The following is a 17,743-nucleotide window of genomic DNA, read 5'->3' as shown; positions in this document are numbered from 1 at the left end:
GAAGGAAGCACCATGAGTAACAGGGTCACATCACCCCGAAACTATGTTATTGAGTCCCATCCTGGGGCTGACTCCTCCACCCCCTCTACGTGGGGACAGTTGCCGAAGATGCCTGAGGCTCCGCGTAAGGCGAAGCGGGATGCGAAGGGTCGGACCTACATCACTGAACAGTCGATGCGGACTGAGTTGTATCGCCACCTGTGCAGCATCGCGCAGAGCATCCTCTGGAGCGGCAAGAAGCGCACGTCTGTTCCGATGCAGCGGGATGAGAACCATAAGGTGAAGTTCGTCCGCACTGTCTGGTGGACGACCACTGTCACTGAGGCTGACCTCCTGAGTGCGGTCCAGGCCTATGCGGCCCGCTACGCCGCCAGGATTACCGCTACTGAGCGGCAGTCCTTCCGTTCGCCGTTCGTCTGGCAGCAGGACGTACAGCGCGCTGTGGAGGACGCTGTGGCCTTCGCGATGACGTCCTGGGACTGGACCGTCTTGGAGGCGCACTACCAGGCTGCATCCCGTGGGGGCAGGGGTCACAAGCCGCGTAGCAAGGACGTCACCCTGGACATGGTGCGTGACCGACTTCCCGAAGTTGATGGCCTGACGCTGGCGCAGGCGGCGAAGCGCATGGCTACTTGGACGTGGACCACGCCGACCGGCAGGGAACTGCCGAAGGTGCACGCCGACACCATCCGTGCTCGTCTCGTCGAGCTGGGCTGGACTCCTGGTCCTGCACGGCAGAAGCCTCAGAAGTTCTCCTGGACCGTTCTCGACCAGTTCGACGGCATAACGAACCCCCAGATTGCCGCGGAGCTTGGAGTAAGCCTCAGCACGGTCAAGCGTCTGCAGGCGCAGCGGAAGGCCGCAGGGTCAAACGACACCGAAACTAAGTCGATGTCCGAGACCGCAGGGTCAAACGACACTGAGACTAAGTCAGTACCAACGTCGGTTGAACCTGAGCAGCCCGAGTCCGTAGAACCCGACATGCACCAGGAGGATCACCTTGAAGAGTTCTACCGACTGTTCCGAGAAGGTCAGGACGAGTTGGACCGCCGTGCCCGTGGAGAAGTCGACATCAGTGCAGTCATGACGGCATGGGCCGACGAGCTTCTTGCAGCAGCATGAACGTCGCTCGTCGCATGTAGATTGCATTCAGACCTAGAAGAAGTTCTAGGCAGGACGGAGCGCATCATGGTCGACGACGTACGCAAGTTCATCTGGAAGAAGATGGCCGAGCAGGCGAAGCCCGGGTACATCTCTCAGGAGCAGTACCAGGCAATGGCCCTACAGCAGCGATTGGCTGCGCAGCGAGAGCAGAACCGATAGACTAAGCACGTTCGTTCGCCCGGACATGGACGGCCCTCTGGAACTTAATCCAGAGGGCCGTTTCCCATTTTCAAAGAATCTCTGGAATCCGTTGAGATTTGCCCAGCGGAGGTCGATAGTAGAGGTAGAAGCGGGTAATCCACTTCTCTCCGGGCGAAGGGAAACGACATGTTCAAGCGAACCATCAAGGCATTGACTCCAGAGACGATCAAGGCCGCACGGGCGGAACGACGCGCATGGGCCGTCCTGCACACCATTGAGCAAGAGCGTCAGCAGACGACGCAGAACGGACGACGAGCAGCATGACCGACCTTCACCCAACCGAGAACATCAACGCAGGCATCAGCGTCCTGGTCGACACGGACATGCCCATCGACCACCTGGACGCCATCCTGACCACGCTGGCCAAGCACGGGCTGGCACCGAAGTACTTCGAGTTCGAGCCGGACCGGGACTGACCATGGCAATCGTGTCCAAGGCATACGAAGCGCTGGTCACCGGCACCCTGGGCTTCTTGCCGTCGGCATCGGAGCAGCCATCGCGCCGCTGACGGCAGAGGAGCGGGACCGGTTCACCACCGCCTGGCTCAACGCCACCGAGGAGCAGCGGGACCAGCCCGCCACGGCATGGGTCATCCCGGAAGCAGACCGACAGGACTTCGAGAAGTTCCGGGTCGCCCTGAACGGGCTGGCCATCTAGCCGAATGACAGAAGGAGCAGAACATATGGCACCCCGAGAAGAAGTTCTAGGAGACGCACCACAGTCATGACTGAGACAGACCGCACCTTTCTGATGAAGGCTTACAACCGCGCTCTAGAGCGCGGAGACCACGACGATGACGTAGCCACCGTGGCACAGTTCCTCGACCACGAGGGTGAACCCGATGCGCCGATCCTCAGCCAGGCCATGAGGGCAGCGGGGGTGTACTTCGGTCGAGTCGCAGGGGTGAATCCATGAGCGCCCACCACCGCTCCGCGTCCTGGTCCAAGGTCCTCCGCACCATCAAGCCCCGTGTGCAGGCCATGCTGCCCGCACCGTGCATCGAGCCAGGCTGCCACCACCTTGTCCACCCTGAGGACACGTGGGACCTGGGGCACATCGTCGGTGTCGACAGTGCGCTCCGCATGGGCTGGACGCGTCAGCAGATCGATGACCCGAGCAACCTCGGTCCGGCATGCAGGCGTATGAACAGGAGCAACGGTGGCAAGGCAGGCAGGGCCAAGCAGGTAGCAGCAGCACGACAGACACGAAGGCTCCCACAGTGGTGAAGCACAGCAAGACCATCGCCCTCGCGGCAGTCGCACTCCTCGTCGTCGTGCTGGCCGTGGGCCTCATCATCACTGTGCCGCACCACGCACCGAGCATCAGCAACGACAACCAGACCAGCCTCACTCCAGACCAGCAGCAGCGAGTGGACGAGCGACTCAACCAGTGCTTCGACACTGGCGACTGCTGACCAAGGAGTAACCCGTGACCATCACGCAGTCCGTTCAGACCGGTTCTTTGAGCAGCCCTTCGGAGTCCATCATCTTCGGCAACCGGCCCTTCGACCTCACGTTGGAAGTCGTCTGGTTCCGCGAACTGCCGTCCTGAGGCCTGCCCTAGGCTCCCCGATGTGGACATCAACTGGGACCTGTGGTTCAAGATTGGCACGGTGACCGTCGCTGTCGTCTCAGCGGTCGTGGCATCGGTCAACGTTCGGAACACCTGGCTCTACCGACCCCACTGGGCGCGTGCGTTAGGCGAGTTCGAACGAGAGGGTCAGCGCCTTTACAACCGAACCGGTGAAGACGCGGAGTCGGTCGTGGTGTCCTACATCCCGCGCATCGGTCCGCACAACCCTCTTACCCGGACGAACCTCATTGCCGCGGACGACCCAATCGAGTACACAAACCCTGAGCTGCTAGACGGCTACATCAAGATCGAGTGGATCAGGTCGAAGACACAGCGTCTGTACGTCCAGGACATCGTGGAACCGGACAACCGACCGCTGCGTCAGCGATGGAGTGATGCGCGTCGAGCGTGGTCAGCGAGGCCCGTCCGAGGACGACGAGAGAAGCAGCGCTACGTCCAGTAAGGCTCGTGCCTAGGCACGTGCCTAATCTGCAGTAGCATCAACATCAGCGCCCGGAGGCTCAGAACATCTTTTGAGCCGGTCAGGCCCGGTCTCATGCGGGACAGTGTGGACGACTTCAAGGTCTTCCAAACTGGCTACGCGGGTTTGATTCCCGTCATCCCCTCCAGATCACCCTCACGTCAGTGTCCGCATCGCCGATGGTGAACGCCGTCGCCGCACCACGCACGTCGACGCGGTACTCCCCCCGGAACCCGCGCACCTGCACCTGGCCCCGCTCGTCCGTGCGCATCGTGGTGGGAGCGAGCCACCACTCCTCCTTCACCAGGCGGCGCAGCGCGTCGTACGCGGGCTTCGGTGTGCCGTCAGCCCGGACCAGCCCGATCGGGGCGCCGAGCCACGCGTCGGCGTCGGTGATCCCCCAGTACGTGATCGCCTCGACGGACGGGTGCGCCACCAGGCTCCGGTAGTGCCGCTCGACGTCGTCGGCCTGGCGCGCCTCGCCCTCGGGGGTCGACGGCCACGAGGGCACCTGGTGGTCGTTGAGGTCGACGATGTGCGCGGGCATGAGGTCGCCCGACACGAGCGACGTCTCGGTCAGGTGCAGCGGCAGCCCGTACCGGGCGAACCGGTCGACCATGGCGAGCATGGTGTCCACGCCCCAGTAGCCCTGGTGCATGTGGGTCTGCAGCCCGATGGCGTCGAGCTGCACGCCGGCCTCGAGGACGCCTTCGATGAGGCACTCGTACGCGCTCGACAGGTCGAAGTCGTTGAGCAGGAGCGTGGCGTGCGGGTTCGCCGCGCGGGCCTCCTCGAACGCCATCCGGATCATCGGGATCCGGCCACGAGCCCGGGCGAGCGGGGTGATCGCGTTGTCACCGTTGTCGAACACGGGCATGATCACGACCTCGTTGATCGCGTCCCAGGTGTCGATGACCCCGGCGAACTCGCTGACCTCGCGGCGGATGCGTGCGCGCTGCAACGCCTCGACCTCGTCCAGCGGCAGCCCGAGCAACCAGTCGGGCTGCACGGTGTGCCAGACGAGCGGGTGCCCCTTGAGGGCGATGCCGCGGTCACGGAACCACTGCGCCGTGGTCAGCAGCCGGTCGGTGTCCGGGTGCCCGCGCTCCGGCTCGAACCGCCCCCAGTAGAACGGCAGCGTCGCCACGTTGAAGACGTCGGCGTAGAGGTCGGCGAGGTGGTCGTCACCGACCCCGGGCTCACCGTTCGCGAGCCCGATGAAGTCGAACCCGATGTTGCCGAACGAGAAGGCATGTCGGATCTGCTCGACGGTGACGTCGGCGCCGGGGACCGGGGCGCCGTCCCCGTCCACCACCGTGAGCGTCGTCGTTCCGGTGCGGTGGTCTGTTCCGTGCGTCATCGCGCGTCCTCCGACGTCGTCGTCCGGGTTTTGTTGTGCGCGCCAACATAGCACCGGGCTGCCCGTTCGTGAACAATGTGTCAACTTTCCCGTCGACGGCCCCGAGGTTCGCCACACTGAGACCGGACCCGGCGAGCAGCCACCGTCGCCAGGCCTCCTCCCACCCGGAGCCGCCAGTGCTGGCGGCGTCGCACACAAAGGAGCTCTCATGGGCACGATCACCACGACCGACGGCACCGACATCTTCTTCAAGGACTGGGGCTCGGGTCAGCCCGTCGTGTTCAGCCACGGCTGGCCACTGTCCGCCGACGACTGGGACACCCAGATGCTGTTCTTCCTGGCCCAGGGGTACCGCGTCATCGCGCACGACCGACGCGGGCACGGCCGCTCGAGCCAGACGTCGGACGGGCACGACATGGACCACTACGCCGCCGACCTCGCGGCGCTGACGGAACACCTCGACCTGCACGACGCCATCCACATCGGGCACTCGACCGGCGGAGGCGAGGTCGCCCACTACATCGCGCAGTACGGCGAGGAGCGAGTCGCCCGAGCGGTCCTGATCAGCGCCGTGCCGCCGATCATGGTGCAGACCGACGCCAACCCCGGCGGCCTGCCCAAGAGCGTCTTCGACGACCTGCAGGCACAGCTCGCCGCGAACCGGTCGAACTTCTACCGCGCCCTGCCCTCCGGTCCGTTCTACGGCTACAACCGCCCGGGCGTCGAGGCCTCGGAGGCGATCATCGAGAACTGGTGGCGCCAGGGGATGATGGGCGGCGCGAAGGCCCACTACGACGGCATCGTCGCGTTCTCGCAGACCGACTTCACCGAGGACCTCAAGAAGATCAGCGTGCCCACCCTCGTCATGCACGGCGAGGACGACCAGATCGTGCCCTTCGCCGACGCCGGCCCGCTCTCGGCCGAGCTCGTGCAGAACGGCACCCTGAAGGCCTACCCCGGCTTCCCGCACGGCATGCCGACGACCGAGGCCGACACGATCAACGCCGACATCCTGGCCTGGCTCCGCGCCTGACCCACCGAGGTGCGGCAGCCCGGCGACGGCTGCCGCGCCTCCGGCAGGCGGCCCGGCGACGGCTGCCGCACCTCCTGAAAGCACCACACGTCATCCGCAGCGGTGAAGCGTGTCCGTCGCGCGACCGATGCGACGGGGCGCGGTCCCTTCCCAGACTGGAACCCCGTTCCCCGACCCCGCGCCCGCCGAGGCCGGAGATGACGAGTCGAGCCATGACCACTGTCGCCGAGAAGCTCCAGCAGAAGACGAAACAGCCCGTCAGCACCCGCCAGGTCCGGCTCCGGCTGGTCCACCTCGACTTCTGGTCCGTGGTGAAGCTGTCGTTCCTCGTCAGCCTGGCCGGGGCGATCGTGCTCGTCGTCGCCGTGGCCGTGGTCTGGGCGGTGCTCGACCAGACCGGTGTCTTCGACCGGGTCGACACCCTGCTGCGGGACGTCCTGCAGCAGAAGGCCTACTCCATCGAAGACGAGGTCTCGCTGGGCCAGGTGCTCGGGTTCGCGAGCGTCCTCGGCATCCTCGACGTGGTCGTCGGGACGGTGCTCGGCGCCGTGGTGAGCATCCTCTACAACCTCAGCGTGCTCGTCACCGGCGGTCTGAACGTCGGCTTCGCCAACGACTGACCCGACGCCGCGACGGTCGAACCTCATCGAGGGAGCAGGAATCGTCGGGTCGCCTGACCGCACCCGACGATTCCTGCTCCCTCGACGGAGTGTGCCCATCACGTGTGCCCACCACGCGCGCACCCGCCGGACTGGAGGCGCGGTGCCGGCCCGCACCGTGCCTCCAGTCCGGCCCGTGCCGGCCAGCCGAGTGGTCACGACACCCCGAGTGCGTGCCGCCGAGGGGTCGGAGGTCGTCGCGCCGCGACGCCCCGACCGACGGTCCGTGACCCGTCGGTGGACCTGAGCGGGGTGTCGTGACCGCTCGCCACCCCCAACCGGCCCGACCCGGCCCGACCCGGCCCGACCCGTGAGCGCACCGTGCACACCCTCCCGCATTACATCGTTGACATGCGTTTACAGCGCTGTAAAGATGGTCCAGCGCGACGGAGCGCCAGAGGGAGCAGCAATGGCCGGCAGCAGGACAGGCACCATCGGAACCGCACTCAGTCGACGCGGGTTCCTCACGAGCGCAGCGGGCGGCATCGCCCTCGGCACGATGGCACTCGCCGGGTGCGCGGCCCCCGGCGGAGCAGCCTCGGGCGGCGCGACGACGATCCGCTTCTACGAGCAGAAGCAGGAGGTGATCGCCTACTTCGACAAGCTCCTCCGCCGCTTCGAGCGCGAGAACACCGGCGTCCGGGTCGTCCACGACAGCACCACGGCGATCGCCCCGCAGTTCGTGCGCGGGCAGCCGTCGGACGTGGGCTGCTTCAACGACAACCTCGAGCTCGCCCGGTACGTCGAGCGCGGCGTGCTGCGGGACCTCAGCGCCCTGCCGTCGGCCGACCGCATCCGCCCGAGCATCGTGACCCTCGGCCAGCAGTACGCCACCTACCAGGGCCAGACGAGCGTGCTGCCGTACTCGCTCGCGGCTGCCGGCGTGATCTACAACAAGCGGATCTTCGCCGAGCACGACCTGCCCGTCCCCACGACGTGGAACGAGTTCGTCGACGTGTGCACCGCCCTGCAGAAGGACGGCATCACCCCGATCTACGCCACCGACCGCGACACGTGGACCCTCTGGCAAGGGCTCTTCGACTACTCGGTCGGCAGCCTCGTCGAGCCCGGCGCCTTCTTCCGGAAGATGAAGACGATCGGCGCCGACGTCGGCCCCGACTCCGAGGTGTCGTTCGAGAAGACCCTCGCGGTGCCGATGGAGCGCGCGAAGCGCATCTCCACGTTCTTCAACCCGGACCACGCAACCCGGTCCTACGCCGACGGCAACCTGGCGTTCGGGCAGGGCAAGGCGGCCATGTACCTGCAGGGCCCGTGGGCGCTCGGGCAGATCGCGCTCATCGACGACAAGCTCGAGGTCGGGACGTTCGCGCTCCCCGTGACGAACGACCCCGCCGATCGCAAGGCGCGCGTGAACATCGACCTCGGCCTGTGGATCCCGACGGCGAGCGCCAACGTCGAGCGGGCGGAGGAGCTCGTCGAGTTCCTCATGCAGCCCGAGGTGCTCGACGCCTACAACCGCGACAACCTGGCCTACTCGACGACCAAGGACGCCCCGCCGCAGTCCGACGAGCGACTCGCCGGCCTGCAGCGCTACGTCGACGACGCCGCGTTCTACCAGGGCGCCGGCACCTTCATCCCGACCTCGATCCCCCTCGGCAACTACCTGCAGTCGGCGATCCGGAGCGGTGACTTCACCTCGATGCTGCAGCGGCTCGACGCGGACTGGCGACGCCTCGCCGGCCGGTCCGCCACTGTCTGACCCGGCAGCGACCGAGACCCCCAGGAGCCCTCATGACCATGCAGACCCCGCTGTCCCCCGACACGGACCAGCCCGCGCCCGGCCCCGCCACCGCGGCCACGCGCGTGCACCACCGCGTCGGGTCCATGCGCCGCACCGAGCGCATGTACTACGCGTTCATCATCCCCACGCTCGTGCTCTTCACGGCGTTCGTCGTGGCACCGGCATGCGTCGGCATCTTCTACAGCTTCACGGACTACCTCGGCTTCGGCCGGTGGAAGTTCCTGGGCCTGGAGAACTACCGCGCCCTGGTGTCCGACCCGTCGATCCTCGGCTCGTACGGGTTCACGCTCGGGTTCGCCGTCGTGACGGTCATCGTCACGCAGGTGATCGCGCTCTCGCTGGCCATCGCCCTCACCAAGCGCGTGAAGTTCGCCGCCGGGCTCCGCTCGGTGTTCGTCATCCCGATGGTCGTGTCCGGCATCATCGTCGCCTACGTCTTCAACTACCTGTTCTCGAACACGCTGCCGGCCCTGGCGACCTCGGTCGGGTTCGCACCGCTCGAGCAGAGCATCCTCGGTGACCCGAACCTCGCCTGGGTCTCGATCGTGATCGTCTCCGCCTGGCAGACCGTGCCCGGGGCGCTCCTGGTCTACACGGCCGGCCTCACCTCGATCCCGACGGACCTGTACGAGGCCAGCGCCCTCGACGGCGCCGGGGCGTGGAAGCAGCTGCGGTCGATCACCCTGCCGCTCATCAGCGGGTTCATCGTCATCAACACGGTGCTCGGCGTGAAGGGCTACCTCGGGGCGTACGACGTCATCGTCGGCCTGACCGGCGGTGGCCCCGGCACCGCGACCAGCAGCGTCGCGATGACGATCTTCAGCGGCTTCACCGGTGGCGACTACGCCTACCAGATGGCCAACGCGACCGTCTTCTTCATCATCACCGTCCTCATCTCCGTGCTGCAGCTCGCGGCGACCCGCGGAAGGAACCTGCGACTCGCATGACCGCCCTCGACACCCGCACCCCAGCCCAGCGCCCACCGACGACGTCCGGACCCGACCGCCCACCGCGTCGGCGCCGCGGACGCCTGGGCGGGACCAACTGGATCCTGACCACGGTCCTGGCCATCGCCTCCTTGACGGTGCTCGTCCCGCTCTTCGTGACGGTCGCCATGGCGTTCAAGACGAGCGCGCAGTCCGTCGACGGCAACGCGCTGTCCCTGCCGAACCCGTTCAACCCGGCGAGCTTCGCCGAGGCGTGGCAGCTCACCCGCTTCCCGGTGTCGTTCTCGGTCTCGCTCGGGGTCGCGGCACTGACCGTCGTGGCCACCCTGCTGCTCAGCTCGTTCGCGTCCTACGCGATCGTCCGGAACTGGCACCGACGCTTCTTCCGCTGGTCGTTCGTCTACCTGCTCGCCGCGATGTTCCTGCCGTTCCCGGTGATCGCGCTCCCGCAGATCAAGCTGACGGCCGAGATCGGGCTCGACAACCCGTTCGGCGTGGGCATCCTGCACGCCATGTTCCAGCTGTCGTTCTCGGTGCTGCTGTACTCGGCCTACCTCAGGTCGATCCCGGTCGAGCTCGAGGAGAGCGCCCGCATCGACGGGGCGAGCACGTGGCAGATCTTCTGGCAGATCATCCTGCCGCTGCTCGCGCCGATGAACGCCACGGTCGGCATCTTCGCGTTCCTGGCGTCCTGGAACGACTTCATGCTGCCGTCGCTCATCACCGCGGATCCGACCCTGCAGACGCTGCCGGTGGTGCAGAACATCTTCCAGAGCAAGTTCGGCACGAACTACAACGTCGCCTTCGCCTCGTACCTGATGGCGATGGCGCCGACGATCATCGTCTACCTGTTCGCCCAGCGCTGGGTGATCAGCGGCGTGACCCAGGGAGCGGTGAAGAACTGATGACCGACCAGACGACCCAGGCCGACGCGGCCAGCCAGACCGACGCGATCGCCCAGACGACGGCGACCGCCGACGTCATCCGCCCCTTCCCCGGGTCCGCCCCGCGCGCGGAGCCGGCGGCGGTGACCACGGGCGAGCACTGGCGCGTCACGGTCCTCGGCGACGGCCTGTTCCGCGTCGAGTGGAGCGAGGACGGCGGCTTCGAGGACCGCGCCTCGACCTTCGCCCTCCGCCGCGACCTGCCCGTCCCCGAGCACACCGTCGTCCGCGTCGGCAGCGGGGTCGAGGTCACCACGGCACGGGCCCGGCTCCGCTACGACGGCCAGGCGTTCTCCCCCGGCGGCTTCGTCGTCGAGACGTTCGGACCCGACGCGAACCGCTGGCGCTGGGGACAGCCCGCGCGGGACCTCGGCGGCACGGGCAGGACCCTCGACGACGTCGACGGTCGGATGCCCTTCGAGCAGGGGCTCCTGGCGCGCGACGGCATCACCGTGCTCGACGACTCCGAGTCGTTCCTGTTCGAGGACGACGGCTGGATCGGCACCCGCGTGCCCGGCCGCCGTGACGTCACGGTCTTCGCCCACGGGCGGGACTACACCGCCGCCATCCAGGCGTACTACGCCCTGTCCGGGGCGCCGTCGCTGCTCCCCCGCTGGGCGCTCGGCAACTGGTGGAGCCGCTACCACCCGTACTCGGACACCGAGTACCTGGCGCTGATGGACCGGTTCACCGAGGAGTCCCTGCCGTTCTCCGTCGCCGTGATCGACATGGACTGGCACCGCGTGGACTCCGTGCCGGAACGCTTCGGCAACGGCTGGACCGGGTACTCGTGGGAGCCCGAGCTGATCCCCGACCCCGCAGCGTTCCTCGGCGAGCTGCACCGCCGCGGGATGCGCACGACGCTGAACCTGCACCCCGCCGACGGCGTCCGGGCGTTCGAGGACGCCTACCCCGCGATGGCCGAGGCGATGGGCATCGACCCGGCGACGGAGACCCCGATCCCGTTCGACCCGACCGACCCGACGTTCCTCCGCGCGTACTTCGCCGTGCTGCACCGTCCGCTCGAGGAGCAGGGCGTCGACTTCTGGTGGATCGACTGGCAGCAGGGCCGCACGACGAGCCTGCCCGGCGTCGACCCGCTGTGGATGCTGAACCACTTCCACCACCTCGACTCCGCGCGCACCGGCAGCGCGGGCATGACGTTCTCGCGCTACGCCGGGCCGGGCAGCCACCGCTACGCCGTCGGGTTCTCGGGCGACGCCGTGGTGTCGTGGGCGTCGCTGGCGTTCCAGCCGGAGTTCACCGCGACGGCCGCGAACATCGGCTACGGCTGGTGGAGCCACGACGTCGGCGGGCACACCCGCGGTGTCCGCGACGACGAGCTCGCGACCCGCTGGGTGCAGTTCGGGGTGTTCTCGCCGATCATGCGGCTGCACTCCGCGAACAACCCGTTCATCCGCAAGGAGCCGTGGGCGTTCCCGGCCGAGGCACGCGCGGCGATGGGCGACGCCCTGCGCTTCCGCCACCGCCTGGTGCCGTACCTGCACACGATGAACCACCGCGCCGCTGCTGGCACCCCGCTCGTCCGGCCGCTCTACCACCTCGAGCCGCACCGCGACGAGGCGTACCGCGCGCCGAACGTGTACGCCTTCGGCAGCGAGCTCGTCGTCGCGCCGATCGTCGAGCCGCGCGACCCGTCGACACTGCTCGGACGCGCCCGGGCCTGGCTGCCGCCGGGCAGCTGGACGGACGTCTTCACCGGCACGACGTACGCCGGCGACCGCTGGGTGGACCTGCACCGCGGGCTCGACGGCGTCCCGGTGCTGCTCCGCGCCGGTGGTGTGCTGCCCCTGGCCGCCGCGGACGAGGTCGACGCCACCGTCAACCCGACCTCGTTCGAGGTGCTCGTCGCCCCCGGCACCTCGGGCTCGTTCACCCTGGTCAAGGACCGGGAGGGCGACCCCGCCTCGACCTGCACCACGAGGCTGTCCTGGGACGCGGACACGGCGACGTTCCGCATCAACGCCGCCGAGGGCGACCGCACGGCAGTCCCGACGGCGCGGCACTGGCGCGTGACGTTCCTGGCGGCACCGGCACCCGGACAGCACGTGGACGCTCAGGGGCACGACCGGTTCTCGGTCGACGTCACGGCCGACACCGCCACGGGGGCGTCCGTCACGCTCGCCGGCACGCCCACGGTCGGGCTCGACGCCCGCGACGCCGTCCGCCAGGTGCTGGAACGCGCACAGGTCGGCAACCCGGAGAAGCTCGAGGCGTGGACCCTGCTGGCCCGCGACACCCCGCGCGCGGACCGGATCGCGGAGCTCGAGACCGTCGGCCTGCCCGACCCGCTCCGCGCCGCCCTGGTCGAGTTGCTGGGGAGCGTCCACCCCACGACCTGACGGACGGGAGGCTCGGCGCGGGCCCGCCCCGCACGCTGCGGACCGCACATGCTGCGGACCGCCGGTGCTGCCGACAGGGAGCGGCGGGGCGGGCCGGTGCCGAGCCTCCTGGCCGTGTCGGTGCCCGACCACGTGCCGTGGCGGGCCCGGCAGGCGGGCGGTCAGTCCACGGAACCGTCCGGGTACGGTGCGCTCTCGCCGACGAGCAGACGGTGCCCGACCGACACGGTCCGTCCGGGGCCGTCGTGGCCGTCCATCCGCTCGAAGAGCAGCGTCAGGGCCGTCTCGGCGAGCGCGACGGTGTCCGGTGCGACCGAGGTCAGGCTCGGGACCAGGCTGGCGGCGAGCCCGATGGCGTCCCAGCCGACGACGGCGACGTCGCGCGGGGCCTCGAGGCCGCGCAGCCGCATGGCGCGGAGGGCGCCGACGGCGGCGAGGTCGTCGCGGCAGACCAGGCCGTCGATGACCAGGCCGTCGTCGAGCGCCCGGCCGAAGGACTCCTCGGCGCCGCGGGCGTCGCCGACCTGACGTGCGACGAGCAGGTGGTCGTCGACGGGCACGCCTGCACGCTCGAGGCCGAGGTGGTACCCCTCGAGCCGGAACGCCGAGGTGCGCGAGGCCGGACCGACCTCGTGCCCGAGGAACCCGATCCGGCGGCGACCGAGAGCCACGAGGTGGTCGACGGCCTCGGCGGCTGCGCGGACGTTGTCGATCGCGACCTGGTCGGCGTGTTCGGGCGGGACGTCCTCGCCGAGGAACACGACGGCGGTGTCCCCGCGGATCGCGTCGATCTCCGCCGGCGTCATGATCTGCGGGTGGATGACGACGCCGTCGACCACGCCGGCCTCACGCCCGCGGACGGCCGAGCGCTCGCCGTCCGCCGCACCGCCGGTCTCCTCGAGCAGCAGCTGGTATCCGTGCTGCACCGCGACGCGGGAGAACACGTGCGCGAGCTCGGCGAAGTACGGCCGGCGGAGGTCGGGGAACGCGAACGCGAGCATGTTCGAGCGTCCGGTCGCCAGGCTGCGGCCGGAGACGTTCGGCCGGTACCCGAGCTCGTCGACCGCGGCCTGTACCCGGTCGCGCATCGGCGTGCTGACGTGCCGGTAGCCCCGCACCACGTTGGACACGGTCTTCATCGACACGCCCGCGTGGTCGGCGACGTCCTGCAGCGTGACCTTGCCCATCGGGTCACCGTACCGTTGACGGGTCATTTACAGCGCTGTAAATTACGGGCATGAGTTCCGTCATCGACGACGTCGCCGTCGCCGCCCCTGCCGCTCACCCGCTCGCCAGTCGTCAGGACGGCACCCACCCGCGGCCGCAACTGCTGCGGGGCGCCTGGGCCGACCTCACCGGGACGTGGGACTTCCGCCACGACGACGAGGACGCGGGCACGGACGCCGGCTGGGCGCGGGGCTTCCCCGACGCGCGGGACATCGTCGTGCCGTTCCCGCCGGAGTCCCCCGCGTCGGGCATCGGCGACACCGGGTTCCACCCCGTCGTCTGGTACGCCAGGACCATCCGGACCGAGGACCTCGTCGCCGCCGGCCACGGGACGGACCGCCCGCGGCTGCTGCTGCACTTCGGCGCCGTCGACCACCGAGCCCGGGTGTGGGTCGACGGCCAGTTCGTCGGCGAGCACGAGGGCGGCCACACGCCCTTCACGTTCGACGTCACCGACGTGCTGCGGGGCAACGGTGCCGGCGCCGGCGCCGGCGCCGGCACGGGTGCGGGTGCGGGCGCGCTGGTCACCGAGCACCGGCTCGTCGTCCGTGCCGAGGACGACCCGCACGACCTCACCCAGCCGCGCGGCAAGCAGGACTGGCACCAGGACGCCCACGCGATCTGGTACCGCCGGACCACCGGCATCTGGCAGACCGTGTGGCTCGAGGCCGTGCCCACCGCGTCCGTCGCCACGCTCCGCTGGACCCCGGCCGGGCCGACCGCGGTCGACCTGAGCGTCCGGTTCCGCGGGCGTCCGCCCGTCGGGGCCCGGCTGCGCGTCGCACTGCGGTTCGACGAGCGCGACGAGGACCTCGGCACGACCGAGTTCGACGCGGCCTCGCACCACCCGACGCTCGACGTGACGGTGCCGATCGGCCGACAGCGCAACGGCCAGGCGGAGGACGAGCTGACCTGGTCCCCCGAGCGACCCCGGCTCGTCGACGCCACCCTGGAGCTCCTCGATGCCGACGGCCGCGCGCTCGACACGGTCACGAGCTACCTCGGCGTCCGCACCGTCGGGGTCGGCGGCGGCCGGTTCCTGCTGAACCACCACCCGTACGACGTCCGGAGCGTGCTCGACCAGGCGTTCTGGCCCGAGTCCCACCTGGCCGCACCGGAGCCGCTCGCCCACCGCCGCGAGGTCGAGCTCATCAAGGACCTCGGCTTCACGGCCGCCCGGGTGCACCAGAAGATGGAGGACCCGCGCTTCCTGTACTGGGCCGACCGACTCGGGCTGCTCGTCTGGGCCGAGGCCCCCGGCGCCTACGAGTTCTCCCCCGTCGCCGTCCAGCGGCTGACGGCCGAGTGGATCGCGGTCGTCGAGCGGGACGCCTCGCACCCGTCGATCGCCACCTGGGTGCCGTTCAACGAGTCGTGGGGCATCCAGCACGTCGTCGACGACCCCGCGCAGCAGGCCTACGCCAGGGCCCTCACCGACCTGACGCGGGCGCTCGACCCGTCCCGCCCGGTGATCACGAACGACGGGTGGGAACAGCAGCACACCGACATCGTCACGATCCACGACTACGAGGGCGACGGCACCCGCCTCGCCGCCACCTACGCCGACGACGCCGCACGGACGGCCGCGGTCTCGGGCATCGCGCCGTCCGGGCACTTCCAGTTCGTCGGCGGGGCGTCCGACGTGGGTCAACCGGTGATGTTGACCGAGTTCGGGGGCGTCGACTACCAGCCCGGGTCGAAGCGCGAGGACGGGTGGGGCTACACCTCGGCCACCGACGGCGACGACTGGGTTGCCCGGATCACCGCGCTGTACGACGCCGTGCGTGCGAGCTCGTTCCTCGCCGGGTCCTGCTGGACGCAGCTGACCGACACCATGCAGGAGACCAACGGCCTGCTGAACGCCGACCGCACCCCGAAGGTCCCGATCGAGCAGATCCGGCGCGCGGTCACGGGGCGCTAGCCGGGCGGCTCACGCGAGGGTGAGGAGCCAGTCGCGGGGGGCTGCCTGGTACTCGGGCGGCATCGCCTCGCCGGCGGCGTCGATCGCCCGCTGCCAGCTCAGCGCCCGCGGCACGACGGCCAGCCGGGTCGCGAGGCCGACGATGTGCTGCACGTCCGGGTCCTCGGCAGCGCCGGACTCGTCGAAGAACGTGTCGAGGTAGGCCGCCATCGCGCCCGGCACCTCCTGCTGCCCGGCGACGAGCAGGCTGAGGAACGGGTGCGACACGCAGGCGTCGCCCCAGTCGAACGGCACCGCGCCGGCGGCGAAGGCGTTGCCGTCGTGCAGGTCGCCGTGGTCGAGGGTCGCCATCGGCAGCAGCTCGTCGAGCTCGGCCGCCAGGTCGCGCAGCACGGACACGAACTCGGGCCGCTCGGGCACCCAGCGCGTCACGACCTCGGCGGCAGCGTCGGGCAGCACGGGCAGCCGGAGGTCGGGCACGCCGGCGCGCACCAGGTCCTCGGCAGCCGCGGGTTCGGTCGCCCACTGCACCTCGGCGTAGTGCCGCATGACCGCGAGCCAGCGGGCGTCGCGGTCGGGTGCCGTCCGGACGACCGGTCCGCCGTCGGGCAGCAGCACGTGGGCGCCCTCGACGGCGACGGGGCGCTGCACGTGCGGGACCCCGTGCAGGGCCAGGACCTCCAGCAGCGCGGGCTCCGGCGAGACCCCGACGGGCGCGGTCTTCAGGAACAGGTCACCCGACGCAGCACCACCGGCGACGGCGTCGGCGGCTACGGCTGCGGCTGCGGCTGCGTCCGTGCGCACCCGCCAGACCGTGCTCCACGCTCGGCGGTGCACCTCGTCGACCCCGAGCACCGCGGTCCCCTGCTCGGCGAGCACCTCGTGCGCCCATGTGACGGCGTCCGTCGCCCCGTCGTCCTGCCTGCGGTCCGTGTCCATCCCGACACCGTATTGCAGCCCGCAGCATGACGGATCCGGTCCGCGATCCCCGACGGGAGCGAACCGGATCCGTCACCGCGCGGGAGGAAGTCCTACTTGTAGACCGCCGCCTGGCCGTAGAGCACGTTCGTGAACGAGGACACGTACGCGCTCTCGTCCCCACCCGGCAGGTTGTACGTCATGAACACGCCGTAGCCGTCGGCCTTCGTGCGCTGCGCGAGCGTCACGGCCGTCGCCTGCGGGGTGTTCTGGATGTCGACCGCCGCCGCGGAGATCTTCGACTTCGGCAGGCCCGGGATCGTCGGCGCTGTGTAGGTGCCGTAGTAGGGGTTCCAGGCGTAGTCGAGCTTCTTGCCGATCGACGGGTTCGCGGTCTTCAGGGCGTCGGACGACGGGCCGATGTCGTAGAACGAGATCAGCTTGCCGGGCATGTCCGCCCGCAGGGCCGAGACGAGCCAGCCGATCGACTGCTCGTTCGGCTGCGGGGTGCCGTTGACGCCGTAGTCCGAGTACTCGTCGTCGAGGTCGACCCCGTCGAGCCCGTACTGCTCCACCGTCGCCGCGACCTGCGCCGCGAAGTCCCGCGCCGCGGCCTTCGAGGTGAAGTTGGCGAGCCCGGCACCCTGGTGGTTCCCGAGCACCGAGAGCGACACCTTGATGCCCTTGGCCTGCAGCGGCCGGATCTGCGTCGCCGCCTGGTCCAGCGTGCGCTGCACGTTCTCGTTCTCCACGAGCACGGCCTTGCCGTCCTCGTAGTTGATGTTCGCGGCGAAGATGATCGCCACGTCGAACGCGTTCGCGCCGTTCGCCAACGTGTACCGGCCGACGTTCGCCAGCTCGTCGTTGTTGACCTCGACGTACGCGATGCTCGTCGGCCCCGACTTCGTCGGAGCGGCGTGCCCCGGCCGCCCGTGGCCGTGCCCAGCGCCGTGGCCGTGCCCAGCGCCGTGTCCGTGGCCCTGCCCGTGGCCCTGCGTCGCCGCGGGGGCGGCCGACGCGGCGGCCGGCACCATCGGCACCGCCACCATCGCCACGAGTGCCGCGACGATCCCGATCTTCATGGACTTCTTCATGTCACTCCTCGTCGAGCGGTTGTGCGACGACGGATGCCGTCGCGTGCCCACGGCGGACGCCGCGGACCCGCCGTCGGGACACCCGAGGTCCCGACGA

19 protein-coding genes are annotated in these 17,743 nt (G+C 69.4%); 15 read left to right on the top strand and 4 right to left on the bottom strand.

The annotated features are described in order from the left end of the window. Positions 1 to 12 precede the first annotated feature (12 nt). From OVA28_RS09650 to OVA28_RS09615, 8 genes are all read left to right on the top strand, one after another. A complete protein-coding gene (locus OVA28_RS09650) occupies positions 13 to 1,122 on the top strand; it encodes a hypothetical protein (protein WP_268096773.1) in 1,110 nt (369 codons plus the stop codon). A gap of 66 nt (positions 1,123 to 1,188) precedes the next feature. Then, positions 1,189 to 1,323 carry a hypothetical protein gene (locus OVA28_RS09645; protein WP_268096772.1) on the top strand — a complete coding sequence of 45 codons (135 nt, stop codon included), beginning with the start codon at positions 1,189 to 1,191 and terminating at the stop codon, positions 1,321 to 1,323. A gap of 168 nt (positions 1,324 to 1,491) precedes the next feature. Next, positions 1,492 to 1,629, top strand: a complete 138-nt coding sequence (locus OVA28_RS09640) for a hypothetical protein (RefSeq protein ID WP_268096771.1) — start codon at positions 1,492 to 1,494, stop codon at positions 1,627 to 1,629. Continuing rightward, positions 1,626 to 1,781, top strand: coding sequence for a hypothetical protein (locus tag OVA28_RS09635; protein ID WP_268096770.1), 156 nt, complete (start codon positions 1,626 to 1,628; stop codon positions 1,779 to 1,781). Before OVA28_RS09640 ends, OVA28_RS09635 begins: the two co-directional genes overlap by 4 nt. A 307-nt stretch (positions 1,782 to 2,088) precedes the next feature. Further along, positions 2,089 to 2,280 (top strand): hypothetical protein, encoded by a 192-nt coding sequence (locus OVA28_RS09630; RefSeq protein ID WP_268096769.1) that lies wholly within the window; start codon positions 2,089 to 2,091, stop codon positions 2,278 to 2,280. 307 nt (positions 2,281 to 2,587) lie between these two features. Further along, on the top strand, positions 2,588 to 2,779 hold the full coding sequence (locus OVA28_RS09625) for a hypothetical protein (protein ID WP_268096768.1): 192 nt from the start codon (positions 2,588 to 2,590) through the stop codon (positions 2,777 to 2,779). A 14-nt stretch (positions 2,780 to 2,793) separates the two neighbouring features. After that, positions 2,794 to 2,916 (top strand): hypothetical protein, encoded by a 123-nt coding sequence (locus tag OVA28_RS09620; RefSeq protein ID WP_268096767.1) that lies wholly within the window; start codon positions 2,794 to 2,796, stop codon positions 2,914 to 2,916. Between the two features lie 22 nt (positions 2,917 to 2,938). Further along, complete coding sequence (locus OVA28_RS09615; RefSeq protein ID WP_268096766.1) at positions 2,939 to 3,400, top strand: hypothetical protein; 462 nt, start codon at positions 2,939 to 2,941, stop codon at positions 3,398 to 3,400. Between the two features lie 154 nt (positions 3,401 to 3,554). Here the strand turns inward: OVA28_RS09615 and OVA28_RS09610 are convergent, their stop codons facing one another. Then, on the bottom strand, positions 3,555 to 4,778 hold the full coding sequence (locus tag OVA28_RS09610; protein ID WP_268096765.1) for an endo-1,4-beta-xylanase: 1,224 nt from the start codon (positions 4,776 to 4,778) through the stop codon (positions 3,555 to 3,557). A gap of 208 nt (positions 4,779 to 4,986) precedes the next feature. Between OVA28_RS09610 and OVA28_RS09605 the strand changes: the two genes are divergently transcribed. From OVA28_RS09605 to OVA28_RS09580, 6 genes are all read left to right on the top strand, one after another. After that, the gene (locus OVA28_RS09605) at positions 4,987 to 5,811 is read left to right on the top strand and encodes an alpha/beta fold hydrolase (protein ID WP_194660711.1); all 825 of its coding nucleotides are present in this window, start codon (positions 4,987 to 4,989) and stop codon (positions 5,809 to 5,811) included. 212 nt (positions 5,812 to 6,023) lie between these two features. Then, a complete protein-coding gene (locus OVA28_RS09600) occupies positions 6,024 to 6,431 on the top strand; it encodes a DUF3566 domain-containing protein (RefSeq protein WP_194660710.1) in 408 nt (135 codons plus the stop codon). A gap of 448 nt (positions 6,432 to 6,879) precedes the next feature. Then, entirely contained in the window at positions 6,880 to 8,190 is a 1,311-nt protein-coding gene (locus OVA28_RS09595; protein WP_268096764.1) for an ABC transporter substrate-binding protein, read from the top strand. 32 nt (positions 8,191 to 8,222) lie between these two features. Then, entirely contained in the window at positions 8,223 to 9,179 is a 957-nt protein-coding gene (locus tag OVA28_RS09590; protein WP_326493750.1) for a carbohydrate ABC transporter permease, read from the top strand. Then, on the top strand, positions 9,176 to 10,084 hold the full coding sequence (locus OVA28_RS09585; RefSeq protein WP_268096763.1) for a carbohydrate ABC transporter permease: 909 nt from the start codon (positions 9,176 to 9,178) through the stop codon (positions 10,082 to 10,084). Before OVA28_RS09590 ends, OVA28_RS09585 begins: the two co-directional genes overlap by 4 nt. Beyond that, positions 10,084 to 12,486 carry a glycoside hydrolase family 31 protein gene (locus OVA28_RS09580; protein WP_268096762.1) on the top strand — a complete coding sequence of 801 codons (2,403 nt, stop codon included), beginning with the start codon at positions 10,084 to 10,086 and terminating at the stop codon, positions 12,484 to 12,486. The genes OVA28_RS09585 and OVA28_RS09580 overlap by 1 nt, the downstream gene beginning before the upstream one ends. A 161-nt stretch (positions 12,487 to 12,647) precedes the next feature. On the opposite strand, the gene OVA28_RS09575 is transcribed toward OVA28_RS09580, so the two are convergent. Next, the gene (locus OVA28_RS09575; RefSeq protein WP_268096761.1) at positions 12,648 to 13,700 is read right to left on the bottom strand and encodes a LacI family DNA-binding transcriptional regulator; all 1,053 of its coding nucleotides are present in this window, start codon (positions 13,698 to 13,700) and stop codon (positions 12,648 to 12,650) included. Between the two features lie 23 nt (positions 13,701 to 13,723). Between OVA28_RS09575 and OVA28_RS09570 the strand changes: the two genes are divergently transcribed. After that, complete coding sequence (locus OVA28_RS09570) at positions 13,724 to 15,634, top strand: glycoside hydrolase family 2 protein (RefSeq protein ID WP_268096760.1); 1,911 nt, start codon at positions 13,724 to 13,726, stop codon at positions 15,632 to 15,634. Positions 15,635 to 15,643: 9 nt separating this feature from the next. Here the strand turns inward: OVA28_RS09570 and OVA28_RS09565 are convergent, their stop codons facing one another. Both OVA28_RS09565 and OVA28_RS09560 read right to left on the bottom strand, forming a co-directional pair. Continuing rightward, on the bottom strand, positions 15,644 to 16,573 hold the full coding sequence (locus tag OVA28_RS09565; RefSeq protein ID WP_268096759.1) for a hypothetical protein: 930 nt from the start codon (positions 16,571 to 16,573) through the stop codon (positions 15,644 to 15,646). Positions 16,574 to 16,665: 92 nt separating this feature from the next. Next, entirely contained in the window at positions 16,666 to 17,646 is a 981-nt protein-coding gene (locus OVA28_RS09560; protein WP_268096757.1) for an endo-beta-N-acetylglucosaminidase H, read from the bottom strand. Positions 17,647 to 17,743: the final 97 nt, after the last annotated feature.

Source organism: Curtobacterium sp. SL109 (assembly GCF_026672405.1).
Taxonomy (GTDB): Bacteria; Actinomycetota; Actinomycetes; order Actinomycetales; family Microbacteriaceae; genus Curtobacterium.
The sequence above is the reverse complement of the archived record's forward strand: the minus strand, read 5'-3'. Positions and strand labels throughout refer to the sequence as shown.